This is a genomic window from Nocardia transvalensis (assembly GCF_015477765.1).
Classification (GTDB): domain Bacteria; phylum Actinomycetota; class Actinomycetes; order Mycobacteriales; family Mycobacteriaceae; genus Nocardia; species Nocardia transvalensis_A.
On record NZ_JADLQQ010000002.1, the window covers coordinates 341809 to 364243 of the forward strand.

The 22435-nt window shown below is 68.4% G+C and carries 21 protein-coding genes; 9 read left to right on the top strand and 12 right to left on the bottom strand.

What is annotated here, in order from left to right:
- Positions 1–96: 96 nt before the first annotated feature.
- The gene (locus IU452_RS05595; RefSeq protein WP_195107807.1) at positions 97–1560 is read right to left on the bottom strand and encodes an MFS transporter; all 1464 of its coding nucleotides are present in this window, start codon (positions 1558–1560) and stop codon (positions 97–99) included.
- Positions 1561–1614: 54 nt separating this feature from the next.
- Between IU452_RS05595 and IU452_RS05600 the strand changes: the two genes are divergently transcribed.
- Entirely contained in the window at positions 1615–2328 is a 714-nt protein-coding gene (locus IU452_RS05600) for a TetR/AcrR family transcriptional regulator (RefSeq protein WP_195107808.1), read from the top strand.
- Here IU452_RS05600 and IU452_RS05605 read toward each other — a convergent pair.
- From IU452_RS05605 to IU452_RS05620, 4 genes are all read right to left on the bottom strand, one after another.
- Entirely contained in the window at positions 2325–3665 is a 1341-nt protein-coding gene (locus IU452_RS05605) for a nitrate/sulfonate/bicarbonate ABC transporter ATP-binding protein (protein WP_195107809.1), read from the bottom strand. The two genes, IU452_RS05600 and IU452_RS05605, sit on opposite strands and share 4 nt — an antisense overlap.
- 13 nt (positions 3666–3678) lie before the next feature.
- A complete protein-coding gene (locus tag IU452_RS05610; RefSeq protein WP_195107810.1) occupies positions 3679–5415 on the bottom strand; it encodes an ABC transporter permease in 1737 nt (578 codons plus the stop codon).
- Complete coding sequence (locus tag IU452_RS05615; RefSeq protein WP_195107811.1) at positions 5415–6125, bottom strand: MgtC/SapB family protein; 711 nt, start codon at positions 6123–6125, stop codon at positions 5415–5417. Before IU452_RS05615 ends, IU452_RS05610 begins: the two co-directional genes overlap by 1 nt.
- 245 nt (positions 6126–6370) lie before the next feature.
- On the bottom strand, positions 6371–7000 hold the full coding sequence (locus tag IU452_RS05620) for a TetR/AcrR family transcriptional regulator (RefSeq protein ID WP_195107812.1): 630 nt from the start codon (positions 6998–7000) through the stop codon (positions 6371–6373).
- A 61-nt stretch (positions 7001–7061) separates the two neighbouring features.
- Between IU452_RS05620 and IU452_RS05625 the strand changes: the two genes are divergently transcribed.
- Positions 7062–7220: a hypothetical protein gene (locus IU452_RS05625; protein ID WP_195107813.1), complete on the top strand. Its 159-nt coding sequence runs from the start codon at positions 7062–7064 to the stop codon at positions 7218–7220.
- A gap of 6 nt (positions 7221–7226) precedes the next feature.
- Here the strand turns inward: IU452_RS05625 and IU452_RS05630 are convergent, their stop codons facing one another.
- Positions 7227–9101, bottom strand: coding sequence for a Na+/H+ antiporter (locus tag IU452_RS05630; protein ID WP_195107814.1), 1875 nt, complete (start codon positions 9099–9101; stop codon positions 7227–7229).
- 119 nt (positions 9102–9220) lie between these two features.
- Here IU452_RS05630 and IU452_RS05635 point away from each other — a divergent pair, with 119 nt between their 5' ends.
- The 3 genes from IU452_RS05635 to IU452_RS05645 all read left to right on the top strand — a co-directional run bounded on the left by IU452_RS05635 (position 9221) and on the right by IU452_RS05645 (position 11542).
- Positions 9221–9502, top strand: a complete 282-nt coding sequence (locus IU452_RS05635) for a hypothetical protein (protein WP_195107815.1) — start codon at positions 9221–9223, stop codon at positions 9500–9502.
- Between the two features lie 71 nt (positions 9503–9573).
- Positions 9574–11040: an FtsW/RodA/SpoVE family cell cycle protein gene (locus IU452_RS05640; protein WP_416382278.1), complete on the top strand. Its 1467-nt coding sequence runs from the start codon at positions 9574–9576 to the stop codon at positions 11038–11040.
- A gap of 163 nt (positions 11041–11203) precedes the next feature.
- Positions 11204–11542 (top strand): hypothetical protein, encoded by a 339-nt coding sequence (locus tag IU452_RS05645; RefSeq protein ID WP_195107816.1) that lies wholly within the window; start codon positions 11204–11206, stop codon positions 11540–11542.
- Positions 11543–11552: 10 nt separating this feature from the next.
- Here the strand turns inward: IU452_RS05645 and IU452_RS05650 are convergent, their stop codons facing one another.
- Genes IU452_RS05650 through IU452_RS05665 form a run of 4 tightly spaced genes read right to left on the bottom strand, consistent with a single transcriptional unit; the run spans position 11553 to position 16886 of the window.
- Positions 11553–12905, bottom strand: coding sequence for a pyridoxal-phosphate dependent enzyme (locus IU452_RS05650; RefSeq protein WP_195107817.1), 1353 nt, complete (start codon positions 12903–12905; stop codon positions 11553–11555).
- On the bottom strand, positions 12905–14350 hold the full coding sequence (locus IU452_RS05655) for a decarboxylase (RefSeq protein WP_195107818.1): 1446 nt from the start codon (positions 14348–14350) through the stop codon (positions 12905–12907). Before IU452_RS05655 ends, IU452_RS05650 begins: the two co-directional genes overlap by 1 nt.
- Positions 14347–15621: a heavy-metal-associated domain-containing protein gene (locus IU452_RS05660; RefSeq protein ID WP_195107819.1), complete on the bottom strand. Its 1275-nt coding sequence runs from the start codon at positions 15619–15621 to the stop codon at positions 14347–14349. The genes IU452_RS05655 and IU452_RS05660 overlap by 4 nt, the downstream gene beginning before the upstream one ends.
- Positions 15618–16886 (bottom strand): aminotransferase class V-fold PLP-dependent enzyme, encoded by a 1269-nt coding sequence (locus IU452_RS05665; RefSeq protein WP_195107820.1) that lies wholly within the window; start codon positions 16884–16886, stop codon positions 15618–15620. Before IU452_RS05665 ends, IU452_RS05660 begins: the two co-directional genes overlap by 4 nt.
- A gap of 110 nt (positions 16887–16996) precedes the next feature.
- On the opposite strand from IU452_RS05665, the gene IU452_RS05670 reads away from it, so the two are divergent.
- Together IU452_RS05670 and IU452_RS05675 are read left to right on the top strand one after the other, a co-directional pair.
- Positions 16997–17419, top strand: coding sequence for a pyridoxamine 5'-phosphate oxidase family protein (locus IU452_RS05670; protein WP_195107821.1), 423 nt, complete (start codon positions 16997–16999; stop codon positions 17417–17419).
- A gap of 65 nt (positions 17420–17484) precedes the next feature.
- A complete protein-coding gene (locus IU452_RS05675; RefSeq protein ID WP_195107822.1) occupies positions 17485–18237 on the top strand; it encodes a phosphotransferase in 753 nt (250 codons plus the stop codon).
- Between the two features lie 2 nt (positions 18238–18239).
- Here the strand turns inward: IU452_RS05675 and IU452_RS05680 are convergent, their stop codons facing one another.
- The gene (locus tag IU452_RS05680) at positions 18240–18767 is read right to left on the bottom strand and encodes a DUF2599 domain-containing protein (protein WP_324192454.1); all 528 of its coding nucleotides are present in this window, start codon (positions 18765–18767) and stop codon (positions 18240–18242) included.
- A 115-nt stretch (positions 18768–18882) separates the two neighbouring features.
- On the opposite strand from IU452_RS05680, the gene IU452_RS05685 reads away from it, so the two are divergent.
- Entirely contained in the window at positions 18883–19971 is a 1089-nt protein-coding gene (locus tag IU452_RS05685; RefSeq protein ID WP_195107823.1) for a TerD family protein, read from the top strand.
- 88 nt (positions 19972–20059) lie between these two features.
- Complete coding sequence (locus IU452_RS05690; protein WP_195107824.1) at positions 20060–20539, top strand: HAD-IIIC family phosphatase; 480 nt, start codon at positions 20060–20062, stop codon at positions 20537–20539.
- Between the two features lie 103 nt (positions 20540–20642).
- Here IU452_RS05690 and IU452_RS05695 read toward each other — a convergent pair whose 3' ends face one another.
- Positions 20643–22358, bottom strand: coding sequence for a GMC oxidoreductase (locus IU452_RS05695; protein WP_195107825.1), 1716 nt, complete (start codon positions 22356–22358; stop codon positions 20643–20645).
- Positions 22359–22435: the final 77 nt, after the last annotated feature.

Sequence of the window (22435 nt, forward strand, 5' to 3'; positions counted from 1 at the left end):
AGCCCCCGCCCCGCTGCTCGCATCCACCCCTCGGTCCGGAGCGAGCAGTGGGGCAGGGCCGACTCGCACGATGCCGAGGCACGTGCGTGGGCAGGTCTACGGCACGGGAGCTGGTTTCGGGGTGCGGGTGCGGATGAGGAGTAGCCCGAGCAGGGCAGCCGCGAGGGCGAAACCGCAGCTGATCCAGGAGCCGTAGGACATGGCGGCGGTGAAGGCGGACTTGGCGGCGTCGGAGTAACCGAGTTGGAAGGCGGCACCGATGGAATCGCGGGCGGCAGCCGGGAGATCGTCGGGCATATGCGAGGTGAACTCGCCGGCCAGAACGCTACCCAGGACGGCGATGCTGATCGCCTGGCCCACCTGTTGCAAGGTGTCGTTCATGGCCGAGCCCACACCGGCGTGTTCGAGCGGGATCGCGCTCATGATCGAAGCGTAGGCCGCCGGGCCGGCCAGGCCGCCGCCGATGCCCATGACCAGCATGCTGATCAGGACCCACAGGTAGCTGTCGGCGTTGGCGAGCACCACGAACGCCGCGCCCATCACCACCAGGCCCGTCACGATGAGTGCCTTGTTGCTCAACGTCTTTCCGAGCGTCGCGCCCAGACCGTTGAACACCGCGGAGGCCACGGCGAACGGCAGCAGCGCCAATCCGGCCTTCATCGGTCCGTAGCCGAGCACGAACTGCAGGTACTGGGTCAGCATCAGCATCACCGCGCCCATGCCGAACATCATCAGCAGCAGCGTCAGGCACGGGCCGGTGAAATCACGGTTGCGGAACACCCGGATCGGCAGCATCGGATGGGGGGAGCGGTATTCCCAGTAGATGAACGCGGCCCCCGCGACCACTGCCAGCGCGATCACCGGGATGTTCCACTCGCGCTCGATGATCACGTACACGGTCGAGGCGAGTGCCACGATCGAGAGCACCACGCCGACCGGGTCCACCGGTCGCTGATCGCCGTAGGTCTCGGGCATCAGCGTGAGTGCCGCGATGATCGCGATCACCGCGACCGGGATGTTCAGCAGAAATACCGAACCCCACCAGAAGTGTTGCAGCAGTACGCCGCCCAGGGTGGGGCCGAGCACGATGCCGACCATGGATACCGTCGACCACCCGGCGAGCGCCTTGCGTCGCTCGTCCTCGGCGAAGGTGGTCATCAGGATCGACAATGTCGATGGCATCAGCAGCGACCCGCCGACTCCCATGGCGGCGCGAGCGACGATCAGCTGCCACGGTTCGGTCGACAGCACCGCGACGAGTGATGCCGCCCCGAACAGGGCCAGGCCGATGATCAGCATGCGGCGGCGGCCGAACCTGTCCGACAGGCTGCCCGCGGTCAGGAGGAGCCCGGCGAACACCAGAACGTAGGAGTCGAGGATCCACTGCACATCCGACGGCGTGGCGCGCAGCTGTTCGATGAGTGGCGGGATGGCGATGTTGAGCACGGTGCCATCGATCATGAGCACCAGTAGCGACAGGCACAGGACGGCGAGCACCCACCATCGGCGGGGGTCGCGCGGTGCCGTGTCGGACGTTTGTCGTACAGCGTTCGAGGTCACTAGGACACCGTACGATAAACTAGAACAGTGTGCGAGTGAATTAAGGTGGCAGCCGTGACCAAGCAGTTCTCGTCGGTGTGGACCCGTCCGCCGCGCCGGCCCAAGACCTCGGGGCTGGGGCGGGAGCAGATCGTCGCGGCGGCGATCGAGTTGCTCGACGCGGAGGGTTTGCAGGCGCTGAGCATGCGCAAACTCGGCGCGAAGCTCGGCGCGGGCGCGACGAGCCTGTACTGGTATGTAGCCAACAAGGACGAACTGCTGGAACTGGCCCTCGACGAGATGTGGGGCAAGGTCGAGCTACCGGATCCCGATACCGTCCCGTGGCGCGAGGTCGCCAGCGCTCTGGCCTACAATCTGCGCAACACCATGCGCTCCCATCCGTGGATGGTGGAGTTGATCGGACGCATGCCGAGCCTGGGCCCCAGTATGTTTCGGCTCAACGAGCGCCTGCGCCGCACCTTCCTCGCCGCCGATTTCCACGGTGTGGACGTCTATCTCGCCAGTGGCACGGTGGTCAGTTTCGTTCTCGGCCAAGTGGTTCCGGAAATCGCGTACGCGGAGAGCGGTCACCTCGAACGCTTCGACGTCGAAGCCCTGCAGCAGGCGGTCCGGCAGCAGGCAGCCGACTATCCGGAGATGTCGGCTGACTTCCAGCAGATGGCGCCCATGGATCAGGAGGCCGGCCGCGCCATGGCCTTCGACTTCGGGCTGCTGTGTGTCCTCGAGGGCCTGGAGGCGCGCCTGCGCGCGGCGCAAGAGCGCGCCTAGTTCCAGCTGTCGCGTACGCCCGCGAATTCCTCGGCCGCGGGGTCGGCGGTGATCTGGTCGTCGTCGGCGTCGTAATCGTAGAGCTCGGCGTAGCGGCCCCAGTCGATGGCGATGTCGAGTTGGCGGCGGGCGTCGTCGGGGCCGAAACCGCGGCGCAGCAGGTCCAGGAAGAAGCTCGAGCGCAGGCGGCCGTCGGCGCTGCCCGCCAAACCCTTGCAGATCGTGCGCACCAGCGGCGCGCGGTGGCGGGCCTGCTCGGCGAAGATCTTCTTGCTCTCCTGGATATCGGCGGTGGTGAAGCGGGTGCCGATCTCGGTCAGGGCCACATCGCCGGATTCGACGGTGATGAATCCGAGCAGCGCGGCGGCATCGACCAGCGGCAGCAGATCGTCGATCTCGAAGTTGAGCTCGTCGGCGATCTCGGGCAGATCGGCGCGGCCACCGGAGGCGTAGACGAGTTCGACCAGGCCGGCCAGTCCGCCGACCGACGCATCCGGCAGCGGCGTGGCCGTCGGGGTCGCCTTATCCGGTTCGGGCACGACCCGTTCGGTGTCGCGGCCGGTGAGCAGCCCGTAGATCTCGTCGACGAGCAGTTCGAAACCGGGAGCGCGACGGTCGCGGGGACGGGGCATGGTCACCGGAATATCGGCGATGATGCGGCCCGGGTTGGCGCCCAGCACCACCACCCGGTCGGCCAGCTGCACGGCCTCCTCGATGTTGTGGGTGACGATGCAGACGCATTTGGTGGGGAAATCGTCGGTGTCCCACAGGTTCACCAGCTCGGTGCGCAGATTCTCCGCGGTGAGCACGTCCAGGGCCGAGAACGGCTCGTCCATCAGCAGTAGATCCGGTTCCAGCACCAGAGCGCGGGCGAACCCCACGCGCTGGCGCATACCGCCGGACAGCTCCTTGGGGTAGGCGGTCTCGAAACCGTCCAGACCGATGAGGTCGATCGCCTCCAGCGCGCGCCGGCGCCGCTCGGCCGGGGGCACGCCGCGCGCGGCCAGGCCCAGCTCCACATTGTCCTGCACGGTCAGCCACGGCATCAGCGCGAAGGACTGGAACACCAGTGCCGCACCGGGATTGGCACCCTCCAGCCGCCGCCCCCGGTAGCGCACCTGCCCGGCGGTCGGGGCGATCAGTCCCGCGATGGTGCGCAACAGCGTCGACTTGCCCGAGCCCGAACGCCCCAGCAGCGCCACGAATTCGCCGTCGTGCAGGTCCAGATCGATGTGGTCGAGCACCTGCAGCGTGTCACCGGCCGCACCCGTGAACGACATGCCGACGCCGTCGACCTGCAGCAGGACCTCACCGGTCGTCGTGGTGGTGGCGGTCATGAAAACTCTCCTGTCACAACGAGTACCGGCGTTCGGCCAGGGCGTAGAGGCGACGCCAGAACAGGCGGTTGATGCCGACGACGTAGATGCTCATCACCACGACGCCGACCAGGATGCGCGGCCAGTCACCGGCGGTGGTGGCCTCGGAGATGTAGGCGCCCAGACCGTCCGCGGTCAGGGTGGTGCCGTTGTAGCCGACCACCTCGGAGACGATGGCCGCATTCCAGGCGCCGCCGGCGGCGGTGATCGCGCCTGTCACATAGCTGGGGAAGATGGCGGGCAGGATCAGCCGCCGCCACCAGAGCCCGCGCGGCAGCCGCAGATTCGCCGCGGCCTCGCGCAGATCGTTGGGCACCGCGCTGGCGCCCGCGATCACGTTGAACAGGATGTACCACTGGGCGCCCAGCGCCATCAGCAGCGTTCCGGCCCAGTTCAGGCTCGCTCCGGTCGCCACCAGCACCGCGGTGACCAGGGGGAACAGGAAATTCGCCGGGAAGCTGGCCAGCACCTGCACCACCGGCTGGGCGAAGCGGGACACCTTGGGGTTCAACCCGATCCACACCCCGACCGGCACCCAGACGAGGCTGCACACGACCAGCAGGACCAGCACCCGGACGAGGGTGAGCCCGCCCAGCCCGAAGGCGTGCGCCACCTCGCCGAAGCCGACGGTGCGGTGGATGTAGGTCACCACGCGGTAGCTGCCCCAGACGATCACGGCGGTGACGGCCGCCCCGAAGACGATGTCCCCGGCCCGCCGCCGCCCGGCCTGGACATGCAGCGGATGTTCGGCCAGCCCGAACACCCGCATGGCCCGATCGAGCGGAAATACCAACGGCCCGAACACTTTTCCGAGCAGATCGGGAATATGCGAGCGGCGCAGCAGATCGAGGGTGACGCTGCGCGGTGCCTGCGCGGGTTCGGAGTCCTCGACGCGGAAGCGCTCGGCGAAGGCGGTCAGCGGCCGCCAGAACAGCACATTGACCGCGATCACCATCACGATCATCACGCCGATGGCGATGAGCACCTTGCCGGTCGCGCCCTGATCGGTGGCCGTGGCGACATAGGAGCCGATGCCGGGCAGCACATAGTTGCGGTTGTTGACGCTGATCGCCTCGGAGGCGACCAGGAAGAACCACCCGCCGCCGAAACTCATCATCGCGTTCCACACCAGCGGCACCATGCCGCTGGGCACATCGACCCGCCAAAACCGTTGCCAGCGGGACAATCTCAGGTTGCGGGCGGCCTCGTCGATCTCCCGCGGCTGCGACACCAGGCTGTGATAGAAGGCGAAGGTCATATTCCACGCCTGCGAGGTGAAGATCGCGAAGATCGACGCGAACTCCAGCCCCAGCAGCGAGCCGGGGGCCAGCGCGATGAACGCGGTCACCGTCACCGACAGGAAGCCCAGGATCGGCACCGACTGCAGAATGTCGAGAAACGGCAGCAGCACCGTGCGGGCGCGCCGGAGCCGGGCGGCGGCGGTGGCGTAGGCGAAGGTGAACACGATCGACAGCCCCAGTGCCAGGAACATGCGCAGCAGCGACCGCGCCGCATAGTAGGGCAGATCGGCGGCATCGGTGGACACCTCGGTGACCGTCTCGTGCTCGTCGAACGGCACGGTCAGCCCGCCGGAGACGCGCACGATCACCCAGATCAGTACGGCGGCACCGGCGAACACGACCACATCGGCGGCGCGGGAACGCGGCCGATCGAGGGCGCCGCGGGTCGGGTAGGAGCGCAGGGTCGTCATCAGTGCTCCGTTCCGGCGCTGTTCGGGATGTTCCAGCCCACGCTGGTCACCGAGGGTTCGAGGCTGAGGCGGCTGACCGCGGACTCCATCTGCCGGTCGTCGCGTTGGTCGCCGGCGAGTTCGGCACAGACCTCCACCTGGCCCTCGGTGTCGGCATTGCGGCTCGAGACCGAGACCAGCCGGAAGTCGGTGCGGGTCAGCGCCTGCACGAGCAGGGCGCGCACGTGCGCGACGTGGGCGTCGTCGGTGACCGCGGTGAACAGATAGGCGGCGGTCTGCTCCTGGCCGGATTCGGGGCGGCGGTCGACGGTCCGACCGGCCCAGCGCAGGGCGGTGTTGACCATCACGATGGCCACCGTGCCCGCCGCCGCCGTGCTGTACATTCCGGCGCCCGCCAGCGCACCCACCGCGGCCGAACACCACAGCGTGGCCGCGGTGTTGAGGCCGCGCACCGTGAAACCCTCGCGCATGATCACTCCGGCGCCGAGGAAGCCGATGCCCGAAACGATCTGCGCCGCAACGCGAGTCGGGTCGGCGACGGCGCCGTGGAAACCGTGCGCGGACAGCAGGACGAACAGCGTCGCACCGGTGGCGACCAGCGTGTTCGTGCGCAGCCCGGCCATCCGGGCGCGGTACTGCCGTTCGAGGCCGATCACCACGCCGCAGCCGACACCGGCCGCGAGCCGTACCAGCATCTCTACCGTCGTCATGGCACCCTTCCGGAATTGGCGGCGACCCGCGCCGCGCAGGCTACCGGATAGCGGTGAGAAAACCGGGGCGCGCGCAGGGGTCGTCCAGTGAACAGTTGGCGAATCGATATCGAGGACTGTCATCAGGCATCACGACCACCTCCTTCGCGGACTGCCGGGCATCGAGCGAGTGCGAGTAAACCGCTGTTTCAGCGCATCCGCAACCCATTGTGAGGGCAACCTCAAAATGTTTCCGGACAGAATTATCAGTCGTCGCGGTACATGGCCCGGTAAGCGGTGGTGACCGCGACCAGGTGATCGACCACCTGTTCGCGGGTGACCTTGAGCGAACCGTTCAGCCAGGCCGAGAACATCCCCGCATTGCCCGAGGCCATGGTCACCGCGGCCAGCCGCCGCCGCACCGGATCGGTGATCTCGGTGAACAGGTGATCCTGGATGAGCCGGGTGAAAGCGGGCATCACGGCGATCGTGGTCTGGCCCAGACCGGTGCTCGAGTAGGGCTCGACCAGAAACAGTCGCGACTTGCGAGGGTCCTCGAGCACCTTGTCCACCAGCACCCGCGCCAGCTCCCGGTCCCGGGAGGGATCGCCGGCGGCGGCGAAGGCGGTCATCGGTTCCAGGAATTCGTCGGCCACCTGCCGATACAGCACGTCCAGCAGATGGTCGCGGCTGGTGAAGCTCTCGTAGAAGTAGCGATCGGTCAGGCCCGCCTTGCGGCACACCGCACGCATCGTCACCGCGCCCGCCCCCGCCTCGCCGATCAGATCGAGGGCGGCCTCGAGCAGCGCGGCCCGCCGCGCCTCGCGACGCTCGGTGAGCGTGGTTCCGCCCCAGATCCGGGGTTCGGCGCCGTCGGAGTCCTGACCTGTGTGCACGCGCCAAGGGTAGTGCCCGCGGTCGCCGGGCAGGGTGCGGCCGTGGGGTTATCGTGGGGGGATGGGTGTCATGGGTGAACTGTTCCCAGGTAAGAAATTGATGAACGAGGACAGCGAGGACGGTGACGGTCAGACTCACCGCCCGCGCCTGGACCTCGATCTCGACGCGGGAGTCGTGCGGCTGAGCCGTCCGGCGCAGTCCGGCGAATCGACCGAATGACCGCGCTCAGCCGAGGATTTCGTCGACGTAGCACCAGCGCCACGTCTCGCCGGGCTCCACGCTGCGCATGACCGGGTGGCCGGTTCGTCTGTAGTGGCCGGTGGCGTGATTGCCGGGCGAGGAATCGCAGCAGGCCACGTTCCCGCAGGTCAGGCACATGCGCAGGTGCACCCAGGTCAGGCCCTCGGCCAGGCATTCGGCGCAGGCCTCGGCCACCACGGGCATGGTGGTGTGCGGCGCGTCCCGCAGATGGTCACAGCCGGCCGTCGCCGGTGCCAGCAGCGCGCCCTGCGGCTCGTCGTCGGCCTCGGCCACCCGATCGATGGTGGATTCCTCGATATCGAGCATGGCCATCACGTGCTCGAGCACCTCGTGATCGACGGCTCCGGAATCGCGGGCCTGTAAGACCGTTTCGCGCTCGGCGCGCAGCATCGCCAGGCGCAGCCGTCGGTATTCGCCGCTGGGGGTGATCCGCACCGATTCGGCCCGGCCGAGCTGCTCCCAGGCGGCATTGGCCCGGCGCGCGACCCGTTCCCGCAGCATGGTCACGACCTCCGGCGGCGTTTCCGGGGCGGTTTCGGCCTCCAGCACCGCCAATCCCGCGGCGGAGGCCTGTTGCAGCAGATTCGCCTCCTGCAGCGCGTCCTCGGCCCGGCTGGGTCCGCGCAGGCGCAGCCATCGGATCAACCAGGGCAGCGAGAAGCCTTGCAGCAGTAAGGTTCCGCCGACCACAACCAGGGCCAGCAGTTTCAGTGTCGCCAATTGCGGTGTGTCCGATGGCAACAGCAGGGCCCCGGCCAGGGTGACCACGCCGCGCATCCCCGCCCAGGACACCACCGCCGGACCCGTCCAGGCCGGTTTCGGCTTTCCCCGTGGGCGGCTCTCGACGAACCAGGCGAAATAGATGGCCGGATACACCCAGATCGGACGCACCACGATCACCGTGGCCAGCACCGCGGCGCAGGTGAGCAGGATGACGGTGTGGTCCAGGCCGCTGGACCAGGCGTCCTCCAGGATGCGGCGCACCTGGAGGCCCATCAGCAGGAAAACCGCGTTCTCCAGGATGAATTGGATGGTGCGCCAGTTGGTGCGCTCGGCGATGCGCGAGGCGGCGCTCTGCCACACCGGCGCGCCCTGTCCCAGGATGAGCCCGCACACGACCACCGCGATCACTCCGGAGGTGTGGGCGGCCTCGGCGGGGAGATACGCGGCGAACGGGGCCAGGAACGACAGGCTGGTGTCGAGCACCGGATCGGTGATGCGCAGCCGTAGCAGCGCCAGCAGCGCGGCGACGACGATACCGATGGCCGCGCCGCCGACGGAGGCGATCAGGAAGTCGCGGCCGGCGTGCCAGATGCTGAACGCCCCGGCCGAGGCGGCGATCGCGGTGCGCAGCGCCACCAGCGCCGTCGCGTCGTTGAACAGGGCCTCGCCCTCGAGCAGGGTGACGATGCGCCGCGGCATGCCGACCCGCCGCGCGATCGAGGTGGCCGCCACCGCATCCGGCGGTGAGACCACCGCGCCGATCGCCACGGCGGCCGCGAACGGCACGCCCAGCAATTGCCACACCACCAGCGCCACCGCGAACGTGGTGACCAGGACCAGCCCCACCGACAGCAGCGCGATCGACACCTTCTTGGGGCGGAACTCCACCAACGAGGTGTTGATCGCCGCGGTGTAGAGCAGCGGCGGCAGCAACCCCAGCATGATGATTTCCGGATCGACGTCGATCCTGGGCACGAACGGCAGGTAGGAGGCCGCGATCCCGGCCACGGTCAGCAACAGTGGTTCCGCCACGCCGAGGCGCCGGGCCAGCGCGGCCAGGCCGACTGCGGCGGCGACCAGGGCCACCAGACCGACTGCGATATGCACCTTGATCATCCTGCCAGCAGGCGGCTCGACCAGCGCAATCGGCGCGGGAAGCGATCATTTCGGCAATAAGGGGTGCGGCTGTGCGATCGATGATGCGGGCGTGCGGCCGAGCCCGATAAGATCGCGAAATGCCCGCCACCCTCGCCGAACTCGAAGCCCGCGTCGCCGCGCTGGAAGCCGATCGCGCGGATTACAAAGCGGTGCTGGCCGCCGTCAACGCGTTGAGTGAGCAAACCCGAGAACGGTTCGATGTCTTGGACGCGAAGATGGACCGGTTCGAGGAGCGGCTCGGCGGGCGGCTGAACGGTTTCGAGGTCCGAATCGACGACACCAACTCCCGCCTGCGCTCCCTCGAGGAGAATGTCGCCGAGATGAAAGACCTGCTCATCCGCGCTCTCGACCAGCGCTGAGCCACCCGGCCCACAGGGGCCGACCTGCCCGATTCGGGTGGTGACGTTCCGGGACACGCATACTGGTTGCCGTGAGCGCGTTTCGGGACTCGACCTCGTCCGGGCCGATCGGCACCTCCTCCGGCCCGATCGGTCTGCCCAAGCCACGCCGCACCGAACTGGTGCTGTGCGTGGCGGCGGTCGCTCTGGTCGCGGTCGCAGGGTTGGGTATGGCGGCGGCCACCGGCGGCGAGAGCGGTGGGTCGCTGCAGTGGTCGCTGGCGGTGTTCGCGGGCCTGTCGCTGCTGGCGCATCTGGCGGTGCGGATGCTGGCGCCCAAGGCCGACCCGGTGCTCCTGCCGTGTGTGATCCTGCTGAACGGCATGGGACTGGTGCTCATCGATCGGCTCGATCGCGCCGAGGCATCGGCGGCCGTGGCGGCGGGCAAACCCGTCCCGTCCTCGGACGCGGCACACCAATTGATCTGGACCGCAGCGGGAATCGCGCTGTTCGCGGTGCTGCTGGCGGTGGTGCGCAATCACGGCCAGCCCGCCCGCTACGCCTACACCTGCGGCCTGGCGGGCCTGGTGCTGCTGCTCGTCCCGGCGGTGCTGCCCTCGCGGTTCAGTGAGGTCAACGGCGGTAAGAGCTGGATCATGTTCCACGGCTTCTCGATTCAGCCGGGCGAATTCGCCAAGGTGCTGCTGCTGATCTTCGTCGCGGCCTTCCTGGTGGCCAACAAGGATCTGTTCGGCACCGCCGGCAAGCGGGTGCTGGGCTTCACCATTCCGCGGCTGCGGGATCTGGGTCCGCTGCTGCTGGTCACGTTCGTGTCGGTGCTGGTGCTGGTGTACGAGAAGAACCTCGGATTCTCGCTGCTGGTGTTCGGGACCGTGCTCGCGATGGTGTACATCGCCACGCGGCGGGCCTCCTGGCTGCTGATCGGGATCGCCATGTTCGCCGTCGGCGCGATCATCGCCTACAACCTGTTCGCGCACGTGCGGGTGCGGGTGCACGTGTGGCAGGACCCGTTCGCCACCTACTACACCAACGGCTATCAGATCGCGCAGGGCCTGTTCGGCCTGGGCACCGGCGGGCTGTGGGGTGCCGGGCTGGGCGGTGGCCGGCCGCAGGAGGTGCCGTTCGCCAAGACCGACTTCATCATCGCGACCATCGGCGAAGAGCTGGGCCTGTTCGGGCTGACCGCGATCCTGCTGCTGTTCACCGTGATCACCGTGCGCGGGTTCACCGCCGCGCTGGCCACCAGAGACGCGTTCGGGAAGCTGCTCGGCGGCGGATTGGCGTTCTCGATGGGCTGGCAGTTGTTCGTGGTGGTGGGCGGTGTCACCAAACTGATTCCGCTGACCGGCCTGACGACGCCGTTCATGTCCTACGGCGGTTCGTCGCTGCTGGCCAATTACGTCATCATCGCGCTGCTGATGCGGATCTCCCACGATGCCCGCACCGTCGCCACGCCCGCCTCGCCGCCACCCGCACCGATTGCCGAGGCCATGACCGAACATATCCGGCACCCCGGGCCGGTCCGCCGCGCTCGCTGACGTAAGGGTGGATTGCGCTGCGGCCCAGAATTTTCCGTACCCTCTCCGCCGGTACGGCGCGCGCTGCGGCAGCTCAGCTGAGTCGCGCGTAAAATAGGAAGCTGTTCTCGGGTCCAGCAGAGCGGCTCACATTTTCACCCCGCCCACGTGCGAAAGGGACACGATGGCCGAATCAGCGTTGTCCGGCCACAAGAACATTGATCGACTCCGCCCATCGTTCGATCCGATCCGCGAAACCATCGGTGAGACCGCCGAAATCGCGGAAACCACCGACCGCCTGGTTCGGCATCTGTTCGATGTGGGACTCCGACTACACACCGTGCGTGCGGCGCTCGAGCGCGCCGATGCCGATCCCGCCGACCAACGCACGACCCGAGAATCCATCGACACCATCCTGTCGGACCTGGATCTGCTCGTCCGCGACGCCGGTCTGACCATGCTCGCCTTCGCCCGCCACACCATCCGCACCAACGGCCACACCACCTCGAGCCGCCGCCGCTGACCACACCTCCTCACTCCGGCCCGCTTGCGGCCCGAGGCGCGGATTCCAAGGGTTTGCCTGCGTCGCGCCAGGCGACGATGCCGCCTGCGAGGCTGGCGGCGTCGTAGCCTGCGCGGCGGGCGAGCGCGGCGAAGCGCTGCGATACCTCGCCGACCGGGCAGACGAAAACCAGTGGGCGCGTGCGGGAGAACGGCACGCCCTGGGCCAACATGTCGTCGAGTTGGTCGTCGCGGATGTTGATCGCGCCGGGGACGTGCCCGATCCGGTACGCCATCGCGCCGCGCGTGTCGACGACGGTGGGGCGCGCGGTGGCGTCGAGTTCCTCCAGCGCGTCCGGGGACAGCGACGGTACCGTGGCCAGTTCCTCAGCGGTCGGCGGTGCCGTGCGGGTGGCGGTGTGCCCGAACAGTTCCGGTCGTCGCTTCTTGATATAGGACAGGTAGGGCTCGATCCGGTCGCAGACGATGATCACCGCCACCACCGGTCCGTCGGTGGTGACGGTCGTCCGGTCCTGCGAACTCAGCAACTCCAGCGCGGCGGCATAGGTGGCGCCGCTGGTGGGCCCGGACAGAACGCCGTATCCGGTGGCCAATTCGAGGGTGGCGTCCACCGCGCGACCGGCCTCCATCGTCATGATCGTGTCGTAGAAGTCGGGCTGGAACAGACCCACCTCCCACATCTCGGTCTCCGACCGGATCCCTGGAATGAAATCCGACCGCTCGGACACCACCGCGACGGTCCGCAGTTCGGGATGGTGTTTGCGGAGATAGGTGGCCGCCCCGCGGGTCGATCCGGTGGTGCCCAATCCGCCTATCAGATAGTCGATCCGGTCGATTCCGTCGCGCGCCAGATCCTCGTGGATCTCGCGCCCGGTGCCGTGGTAGTGCGCCTCGATATTCTTCTCATTGGTGTACTGCGACGGATGATGGTACGTGCCGGGCCGTTTGGCCATCGTCGACTCGATCACCGCGTACACGTCGTTGGGGGTGGTCGGATCGGGACATTCCGACAGCCCGGGCAGCTCCTCGATCTCGGTGCCGAACAACTGCAGCAGCTCACGCACCTCGGCCACCTTGATCCGGTTGGTGACCGCGCGCAGACCCACACCGCGCATCGCGCCCAGTATCCGCAGCGCCTTGGCGGTATTGCCGCTCGAGGCCTCGATCAGCGTCTGCTCCCGCGCGGTGATGTCGCCGATCTCGTCGCGGATCATGCCCCACGCCACGCGATCCTTCACCGAGCCGAACGGATTGTAGAACTCGAGTTTGGCGTACAGCTCGACGTTGCCCAGCCCGTGCACGGCCGGATCCAGTCGCAGCAGCGGCGTATTGCCGATGAGTTCGGTGATGTGGTCGTAGCGCATCACGGCATCCCGGTGACCAGGGCCGGTTCGTACTCGGCATCGCGGCACACCCGGAACCCCTCGGCCCGATGCGTCACGGCCAATTTCGGTGGCAGCGGATGCATCGATGCGGCCGCTGCCGACAGATCCATGTGATAGGCGGCGGTATTGGGGAACACGACCAGATCACCCGGCCGGGGCCGCTGTGCCAACCAGACCTTGTGGTTGGTGATGAGATCGCGTTCCAGGCACAGCCGTCCGGCGAAGAACACCCCGACCGGACCCCCCGGTCGCGCCGCCTCCCGATCGGCGACACCGGGCAGGATCAGCGGGTCCACCATCACCTCTTGATCGGCCGGGGTGACGGTGTCGCGGCTGAGATCGACGTTGACCAGCACGCTGCCGTCGGCGGCCTGTTTGACGAATTCCACCCGCGCCACGGTGATCCCCGCGTGATCGACCAGCGCCTTACCCGGCTCCAGCCACAGCTCGAACAGATTTTCCCCCGCCACCTGCGCGATCGTGCGGCCGCCGTGCGCATCCAGGGGAGCGGTGAGCAGATCCTCCAGCATCCGGGTGGCGGGCACGGTATTGGCGTATTTGTGGAAGACAGGGGTGCCGCGCACGCCGGTGTCGTCGAGGTGGAAACCGAAGGTGTTGCCGCCCCAGGCCATCGGCTCGCCGCGCCCCAGCAGCGCCGCCCGCAGTGCGGCGACATAGCCGTCGAACCGGTCGGCGTCGGCGGTGAACACCTGGCGAAAGCCGCCACCGATATCGAGCACCGTCGGCGCCAGCCCGTACCCGTAGGCACGTTCGATCAACGCCAGGCACTCCTGCGCCGCACGCACCCGCTCACCCGGATCGCCGGAGTCGATATGGAAGGCGAAGCCGCGCAATGTTATTCGGTCGCGATGCGCCGCCGCCACGGACAGTGCCTGCTCGGCGTCGGCCAGCGCGATCCCGAAGCGGCTGATCGCGCTCGTCTCGAAACCCGATATGCGCAGCAGGACCGGCACCCTCGCTCGCTCGCCGGCCAGCTCGGCGATGCGCCGCAACTCCCACAGGTTGTCGACATTGACGGTGACCTCGGTGCCGACGAGATCGCGCAGGAACGACTCACCCTTGGGCCCGGTGACCTCGATGCGCAGAGGGCCGAATCCGGCGTCGACCGCGGCGGCCAACTCCTGGGGCGAGGCCACATCGATCGCGATCCCGGCGTGCTCGGCGGTGCGCAGGAATGCTCGTGAGCGATTCACCTTGTGCGCGTAGCAGATTCGATACCGCGACAGGTGCCGGTCCAGCACCGCGCGCATGCTCGACAGATTCTCCGCATACACCTGGGGGAACAGCAGATGTGCGGGGGAGCCGAACCGGACCAGCGCGTCTTGGGCCGCACCAGGGGTGTCGAGGAAGGCGCGTACCAGCGGATGGATCTTCGCCGGGAGCGCGGGGGGTGCGGCCGTCATACCGCGGATTCCGTGGGTTGGGGCGTTTCGGGCGGGGTGGTCACCGGCGCGGCCGACACCGGGTTGTAGCCGCCGTCGCGCAATGCCTCGAAGGCGCGGTGCCGGTTGCGCGGACTGCGGAATTCGGCGACCACCCGCTTGCTGATCAGATCGATGTCGTGCACCCGGATCTGCATGGATTCCAGCACGCCCGTGATGGTGCGCACGCAGTGTTTGCAGTTCATGTCCGGGACGTAGAACACCCGATCCTCGGCCCCCAACTCGCCGGTGCCGGTGTCGGTATCGCCGGGGACCTCGGTGACGGTCAGCCGGGCTGCGATGGCGGTGAAGGTGTCGACGAACCGGTCCACGACCACCGGCAGGATGCTGTAGTGCCCGCCGTCGACGTGATGCGGCATGGCGGCCAGGCAGGCGGGGCGGGTGCCGGGCGGCAGCAGCGCGTACTGGCGCGAGATCAGGTCGAGTTCGTCGTGGTACTTGAGGATTGCCGCCTCGACCGACAGCCCCTCGGTGATGGTGGCGCGGCGCATCACGGTGTGCGCGTCGGCGATGGTGCTGTCCTTCATGGCCCGCAGGATCGCCACCGTGTCGGCGGTGTAGCGGACGGTACCGTCGGGCTGGGTGGCGAAGGTCACCGGGATCATTCCGCGGCGGTAGCTGGAGGCCTGCAACTCCCAGTACCAGCGGGTGGCCACGGCGGCGAAGATGCCGGAATCGCGCATACCGCAGGCGAATTCGGCCGGATTGCGATACGGCGTCCAGCGGGCGAGCAGTGCATGCTGGGCCAGCGCCCGCCCGCACGCCTCGATGCCGACCCGGAAGATGTCGATCGGTTCGTGATCGGTGGTGGTGCCCGCCAGCACCGCCCGGTCGCGCGCGCTCAGGTCCGAGACCCGTTCGGCCAGTGCGGTATTCGCCTCGAGCGCATGCCACAGGGCGAGTACGGTTTCGCGCATGGCGATCGGGACGAGCGGGCCGAGCCCACCGGCGTGGAAATGCCCGGTATTGGGAATGCCGTCGGTGTCGGTCCAGGCGATGCGGTGGGTGGCGCTGGTGACCTGGTCGGGGCGGCACGGGCGCATGAACCGCTCCATGTACAGCCGCTGGGACAGATTCAGGTGGCTGCCCGGCTCGGGACGCAGTGCGGCACAGGTGAATTCGAGATGGGTACGCGGTGGCTGCGGCAGTTCGGCGAACAGTCCGGGACGGGCGAGTCCGGCCAGGACCCGCGAGGCCGCACGCCGGTCGTAGCGAGGGGGCGCAGTGGTCATCGGACCTCCGAGGCGATCGTGGCGACACATCGGACGAACCGATCGATGTCGTCGCCGGTGGTGTAGATGTGCGTACTCACCCGCACCGAATCCGCATCGGGGTCGGCGCCGTCGGCCGGAATGCAGTGGGCGCCGGTGCGGACCAGGAAGCCGAGTTCGGCCAGTACGAAGCCCAGGTCGGTGGAGCCGATGCCGTCGAGGGTGAACGACACGATGCCGTAACCGGTCTCGCACGGGGCGTAGGCGGGACCGGGCAGGAATTCCAGGCCCGGCACCGAGCGCAGGCCGTCGACGAGGTGGCGGGTCAAGACCCGGTTGTGTTCGGCGATGACGTCCACGCCGATCGTGTCGAGCACCTCGAGGGCCGCGCCGAGGGCGAGGATGCCGGGAATATTGTGGGTGCCCCCTTCCAGCTGGCGGGGCATACCGGTCGGGCGAAGGACCGAATCGGTCACCGCCGCACCGGAATTGCCGCCGGGCAGGAAGGTTGTCAGCTGCTCGTGGACGCGGCGACGGCAGTACAGGACGCCGGTGCCCGGCGCGCCGAACATCTTGTGCGCCGATAACACCGCGAAGTCCGCGCCCAGCGCGGCGACGTCCACCGGCAGATGCCCGCCGCTCTGGCTGCAGTCGAAGCAGAGCAGAATCCGCGGATCCACCCGGCCCCGCAGCTCTTCGAGGGTGGTGAGTCCGCCGAAGACGTGATGCAGGTGGCTGACGGTGATCAGCCGCGTGCGCGGCCCGATCTTGGCCAGGATATCGGCGGTATCGGCCTCGCCGAGGGCGGTGACACGATAGGGGATCAGCCGGATGTGGCGGCCGAAGCGAGCCAGGGTCGCCTGCAACTGCAGCCACGGATACACATTGGAGGCGTGGTCGCGGGGGCTGTAGAGGATTTCGTCGCCGTCATCGAGTGCGGCCAGACCCCAGGCGAGCGCCACCGCGTTCAGGCCCGCGGTGGCGCCGGGGGTGAACACCACCTCCTCGGCGGCGGCGCCGAGGAAAGTGGCGGTGCGCTCGCGGACCGTCTCGATGGATCGCTCGAGGCCGGTGGCCCAGGAATAGGTGCCGCGCCCGGCATTGGCGGTGCGCGTACTGTGATAGCGCTGGATCGCCTCGATCACCGGGAGCGGTTTCTGGGTGGTGGAGGCACTGTCCAGATACACCTCCGCCGCGTCGGCGAGAGCGGGGAACAGCACCTGGAAGCCGAGGGGCCGGTCGGCCGCCGCGCGAACAGGGACGGGCCAAGACGCAGGTGACCGCAACGCGACGCTCCCTTCGGCTCGTACGCTCCGACCCTCACCACGATACGCACTTCTGCAGACGCATTCGAAGGTTCTCGCAGGCAACGGGTTTGGCCCGGTACGGTGTGGGCATGCCGTTGACTCCGCAAGAGCGCGAACTGTTTCTGGCCGAACCGCATATCGGTGCCCTGTCGGTGACCGCCGGGCCCGGACGGGGACCGGTGACGGTGCCGATCTGGTACGACTACGAACCCGGCGGCGAATTGTGGATGCTGACCGGGGCGGAGTCGAAGAAGGCGGAGCTGATCAAGGCCGCGGGCCGGTTCTCCGTGATGGCCGAGCGGCAGGAGCCGTCGGTGCGCTACGTGTCGGTGGAGGGTCCGGTCACCCGCATCACCCCTGCCACCGACGAGCAGCACGTGCACATGGTGCGGCGGTATCTGCCCGAGGAGAAGGTCGCGACCTATCTGCAGTTCGCCGAATCGCTGGGCCCCCAGGTCGTGGTGGCGCTGCGTCCCGAGCGCTGGCTGTCGGCGGATCTCGGCACGCTCTGAGGCGGCCCCGGAGTCACCGTAAATCCGGTGGCGGCCGCGGCCTGCCGTCGCTTACGGTCGCCTCCGTGGAGATCACCCAGGGCTGGGACAGTGTGACGACGCTGGACGACGGCTGGATACTCCGGCGTCCGCGCCGCCCCGAGGTGACCGATCAGCTGCGGCGCGAAACCCGGCTGTTGCCGTGGCTGGCGCCGCGGCTGCCGCTGGCGGTGCCGATTCCGGAGGTGGTCACCGACGAGCCGCTGGTGATTCGCCATCGCCTCGTCCCTGGTGATCCGGTGGCCGAACCCACTGCCGCGCACGGCCGTGCGCTCGCTGCGTTCCTGCGTGCGCTGCACGCGTGCCCGGCCGACGAGGCGCAGCGGCGTGGTCTGCCGTCGGCGGCGCCGGTCGTCGCCGACCGCGCCGCGACGTTCGAGCGATTCCGCGCGCAGGTCGTACCGATGGTGCCCGGCCGGTTGCGGCCCGCCGCCCTGGCGTTGCTCGACGCGGCCGCAGATCTCCCCGCCGACACCGTGGTCCACGGCGATCTGGGGCCCGAGCACGTGCTGGCCGACGCGGACGGTCTCACCGGTGTGATCGACTTCGGCGACAGCCATCTCGGCGACCCGGCGGTGGATCTGGCCTGGGCGCTGCACGATACGCCGGACGAGTTCGCGCGGGCGCTGGCCGAGACCTACGGCGTGACCGCGGCGCAGCGCGCCCGGTCGGGGGTGTGGTACCGCCTGGGGCCTTGGCACGAAGTCACTTTCGGCCTCGACACCGCCGACCCCGAGTATGTCCGCAGCGGTTTGGACGGGGTGCTGCGGCGCCTCTGACCTCAGTTCCCGGCGGGATCCGGACCACCCGGATTGCACAGCGCCTGCACGGTCGCCTCGTAGCCGACCGCGGGCCGCCACGGCTCCAGGTTCCAGCTGGGCTTGTCCGGCTTGACCGGCCGCGCCCAGTCCCAATGGCATTTGAACTGGTCGTACATCCCGGGCGTGTCGGCGTCGGGAGCCGAGGTCACCACCTCACCCCAGGCCCGGTCCACGGCGGTGGGGAAGGTGTCCAGACGCCCGGCCGCGGTGGGAAATACGCGCAGCCGCCTGCCGTCGGGATCGTCGGTCCATTCGGTGTGCTCGATCAACGGGCTGTCGGCGAACTGGTCGACCGTCGGCGTGGCGACGGTCCCGGCAGGCGGTGCCGGGGCGATCGGCGGCGCGGGGGGTGTGGTGGTGGTCGCGGTGTGTGTCGCGGGTCCCGAACTCAGGGCCACCGGCGCCGAATCGTCGGTCAGCGCGCATCCGCTCACCATCACCACTGTCAGCAGCGCCGCCGCGCCGATCCGCAGGACGCCCACCCGCACCGAAAATCCCCTTCTGTCGTCGCTTCTCGTCTCCGCCACGCTACCCGGTGGCCGGAATCCCCAGCCACGCCTGTCTTGCCCGAAATGCCGCACGCGGCCACGTAGAGTAGGACGGGTGGCTGCTCAGCTGACCAGGGGACAGGTGAATCGACTGACCGTCGACGATGTCGTCGTGTCCGTACGCCACAGCGAACCGGTCGACGTGTCGGCGCTGCTGCTCGACGCGGCCGGTCGGGTGCGTGGGGAGGGCGACCTCATCTTCTACAACAAGCCCGCCGGCACGGGCGTACGGCTGATCTCGGGGCAGGCCGCGCTCGCGGTGGAACTGCGGGCGCTACCGCCCGGGATCGACCATGTGCGAGTGATGGTGACCCTCGACGATCGGCAGGCCCACTTCGGCGACTATTCGCCACCGCAGCTGCGGATCGAGGACAAGGCCGGAAACCTGTTGTACGAGTACGTGATCGACGGGTTGGGCGCCGAATCCACCGTCATCGCCTTCGATCTGGATCGGGTCGCGGGCGACTGGCAGGTGCGGGTGCTCGGTCACGGCTATCCGGCGGGTTTCGAGGCGCTGGTCAAGGCGCACGGCGTGCAGGTCGGCCCGCCCGACGGTCAGCCCGGCTATCGCGGTCCCGCGGTGCTGGACCCGGGCCAGGAGATCTCGCTGCACGAGATCCGCAAGGGCGAACTGTCGCTGGTGAAGATGGGACTGGGCTGGGATCGATTGCGCGTGAACGGCCCGCGGGGGATGCGCGAACTGGAGATCGACCTCGACGCGTCGGCACTGTTGTTCGTCGGCCAGAACCTGGTGGATGTGGCCTTCTACCAACAACTTTCCTCGCGCAACGGGGCGGTGCGGCACTCCGGCGACAACGTCACCGGTGAGGGCAAGGGCGACGACGAGGTCATCACCGTCGACCTGGCCCGGCTGCCGCAGCAGGTGAGTTCGGTGGTGTTCGTGGTCACCTCGTATGCCGGGCACACCTTCGAACGAGTCCGCAACGCCTATTGGCGTCTGATCGACGGCACCAGCAATGCCGAGCTGGCTCGTGGCAATCTGCGCGCCGGCGGCCCCAATACCGGCATGGTGGTGGCCAAGGTGTATCGCGACGATGCGCATTGGCGGCTGGCCGCGGTGGGCGCGCCCATCCACGCCGGGCATCCGGTCGAGGCGGTGCAGCCGGTCACGCAGTTCCTGTAGCGTTCGGCGCGCTTGGACCCTACTATGTCCTCTCGCAGGAGCGGCCCGAGATATCGAGATGGTGGAAAAGTCGACCGTAGGGGCTTGGATGACATCACCGGCTGTGAAATGTCTTGTCTGGGAAGTGGACAACACGCTGTGGGACGGCGTCGTCTGCGATTCGACGAGCGGGGTGCTACGGCCGGACGCGTTGCGGGCGCTGCGCACGCTGGCCCGCCGCGGCGTCGTGCACGCGGTCGCCAGCCGCGGTGAATGGGCGTGGACCACCGAGAAACTGCACAGGCACGGACTGCACGCGGCATTTGCCGCCATCGAGATCGGCTGGGGCCGCAAATCCTCCGCTATCGAGCGCATCGCTCGGCAACTGCACGTCGACCTCGACGCCGTCGGCTACCTCGACGCCGAACCCCTCGAACGCAGCGAGGTCGCCCACGCCCTCCCACAGGTCCGCTGCTACGCCGCCCGCCACGTCGACGTCCTCACGGCCCTACAGGAGTTCCGCGCCCCCGTCACCTCCACCCCACCCCCCACGTCCCCCATGGGCTTCGCCCACATAGCGGCTCGCTGACCCGCACCCCGGTGCGTGCAGCCGCACCCCGTGTTGGCAGGCGCACCCCGTGCAGGCCCTGCACAGGGTGCGTTTGCGAATAAAGGGTGCGGGTGGGTAGCTCTCAGGCGGTGTCGCGGGTGATCTCGACGATGGGGAGGACCAGGGCGGCGGGGGCGGAGGCGGGGACGATCGGGTGGTTCGGGGGGATGGGGGAGATGCGCCGGTAGCCCGCGGACTGGGGCGGGCGGGTGTCGGTTTCGCCCTTGTTGGGCCACAGGGCGGCGGCTCGTTCGGCCTGTGCGGTGATGGTGAGCGAGGGGTTGACGCCGAGGTTGGCCGAGACCGCGGAACCGTCGACCACACTGAGTGTCGGATAGCCGTAGACGCGGTGGTAGGGGTCGATCACGCCGTGGTCGGGGTCGGCGCCGATCGCCGCGCCGCCGAGGAAATGCGCGGTGAGCGGGATGTTGAACACCTCGCCCCAGCTGCCGCCCGCGATGCCGCCGATCTTGTCGGCCACCCGCCGGGTCACCTCGTTGCCGGCCGGGATCCAGGTGGGATTCGGTTCGCCGTGACCCTGTTTGGAGGTGAGCTTGCGCCCGAACAGCCCGCGCTTGGTGTAGGTGGTGATGGAGTTGTCCAGATGCTGCATCACCAGGCAGATGATGGTCCGTTCGCTCCAGTTCTTCACCGTGAGCATCGACAGCAGCTTCACCGGATGGCGCAGCACCTCGAGCACGAACCGCAGCCACCGCGGAATCCGCCCGCCGCCGTCGACCATCAACGTCTGCAGCAGTCCCATCGCATTGGACCCCTTGCCGTAGCGGACCGGCTCGATGTGGGTGTCGGCGGTGGGATGAATGGAGGAGGTGATGGCCACCCCAGTGGTGAAATCGCGCTGCGGGTTCACCTTCCGGGTGGCGGCGCCGACGATGGATTCGGAGTTGGTTCGCGTCAGCTCGCCCAGCCGCGGCGACAGATCGGGCAGAATCCCCTTGTCGCGCATGGCGAACAGCAGCTTCTGCGTGCCCCGGGTACCGGCGGCCAGCACGACGTGCCCGGCGGTATAGGAGCGCGGCGCCTTGCGCAGCCATGCGCCGGTCCGCTGGGTGTCGACCTGCCAGCCGCCGTCGGCCAGCGGCCGCACCGCGGTCACGGTGGTCAGCGGAATCACCTGCGCCCCGGCCTTCTCCGCCAGATACAGGTAATTCTTGACCAGGGTGTTCTTCGCCCCGTGCCGGCAACCCGTCATGCACTCGCCGCATTCCAGACAACCGGTGCGATCGGGGCCGACGCCGCCGAAGTACGGGTCGGCCACGGTCTTTCCGGGTTCGCCGAAGAACACGCCCACCGGAGTCTGCACAAAAGTGTCACCCACGCCCATGTCGTCGGCGACCTGCTTGAACACCTCGTCGGCGGGGGTCATGTGCGGATTGCGCACCACCCCGAGCATCTTCGTGGCCTGCTCGTAGTAGGGCGTCAGTTCCGCACGCCAGTCGGTGATATCGCGCCACTGCGCGTCGCGGAAGAACGGCTCCGGCGGGACATAGAGCGTGTTGGCGTAGTTGAGCGACCCGCCGCCCACTCCCGCACCGCCGAGGATGAGCACATCGCGCAGCAGGTGAATGCGCTGGATGCCGTAGCACCCCAGCTTCGGCGCCCACAGGAACTTGCGCAGATCCCAGCTGGTGGAGGGCAGCTCGTCGTCGGCGAAGCGCCGCCCCGCCTCCAGCACCCCGACCCGGTACCCCTTCTCGACGAGCCGCAGCGCGGTGACGCTACCCCCGAACCCGGAACCCACGATGAGCACGTCGAAATCCATATCGCGCTGGGCCATACGCAGCTCCTTGCTCGGGTCACCTGTGACCCCGGTAACGTTACTACCCGGTACGGTACCTGTGTCGCCCGGTACCC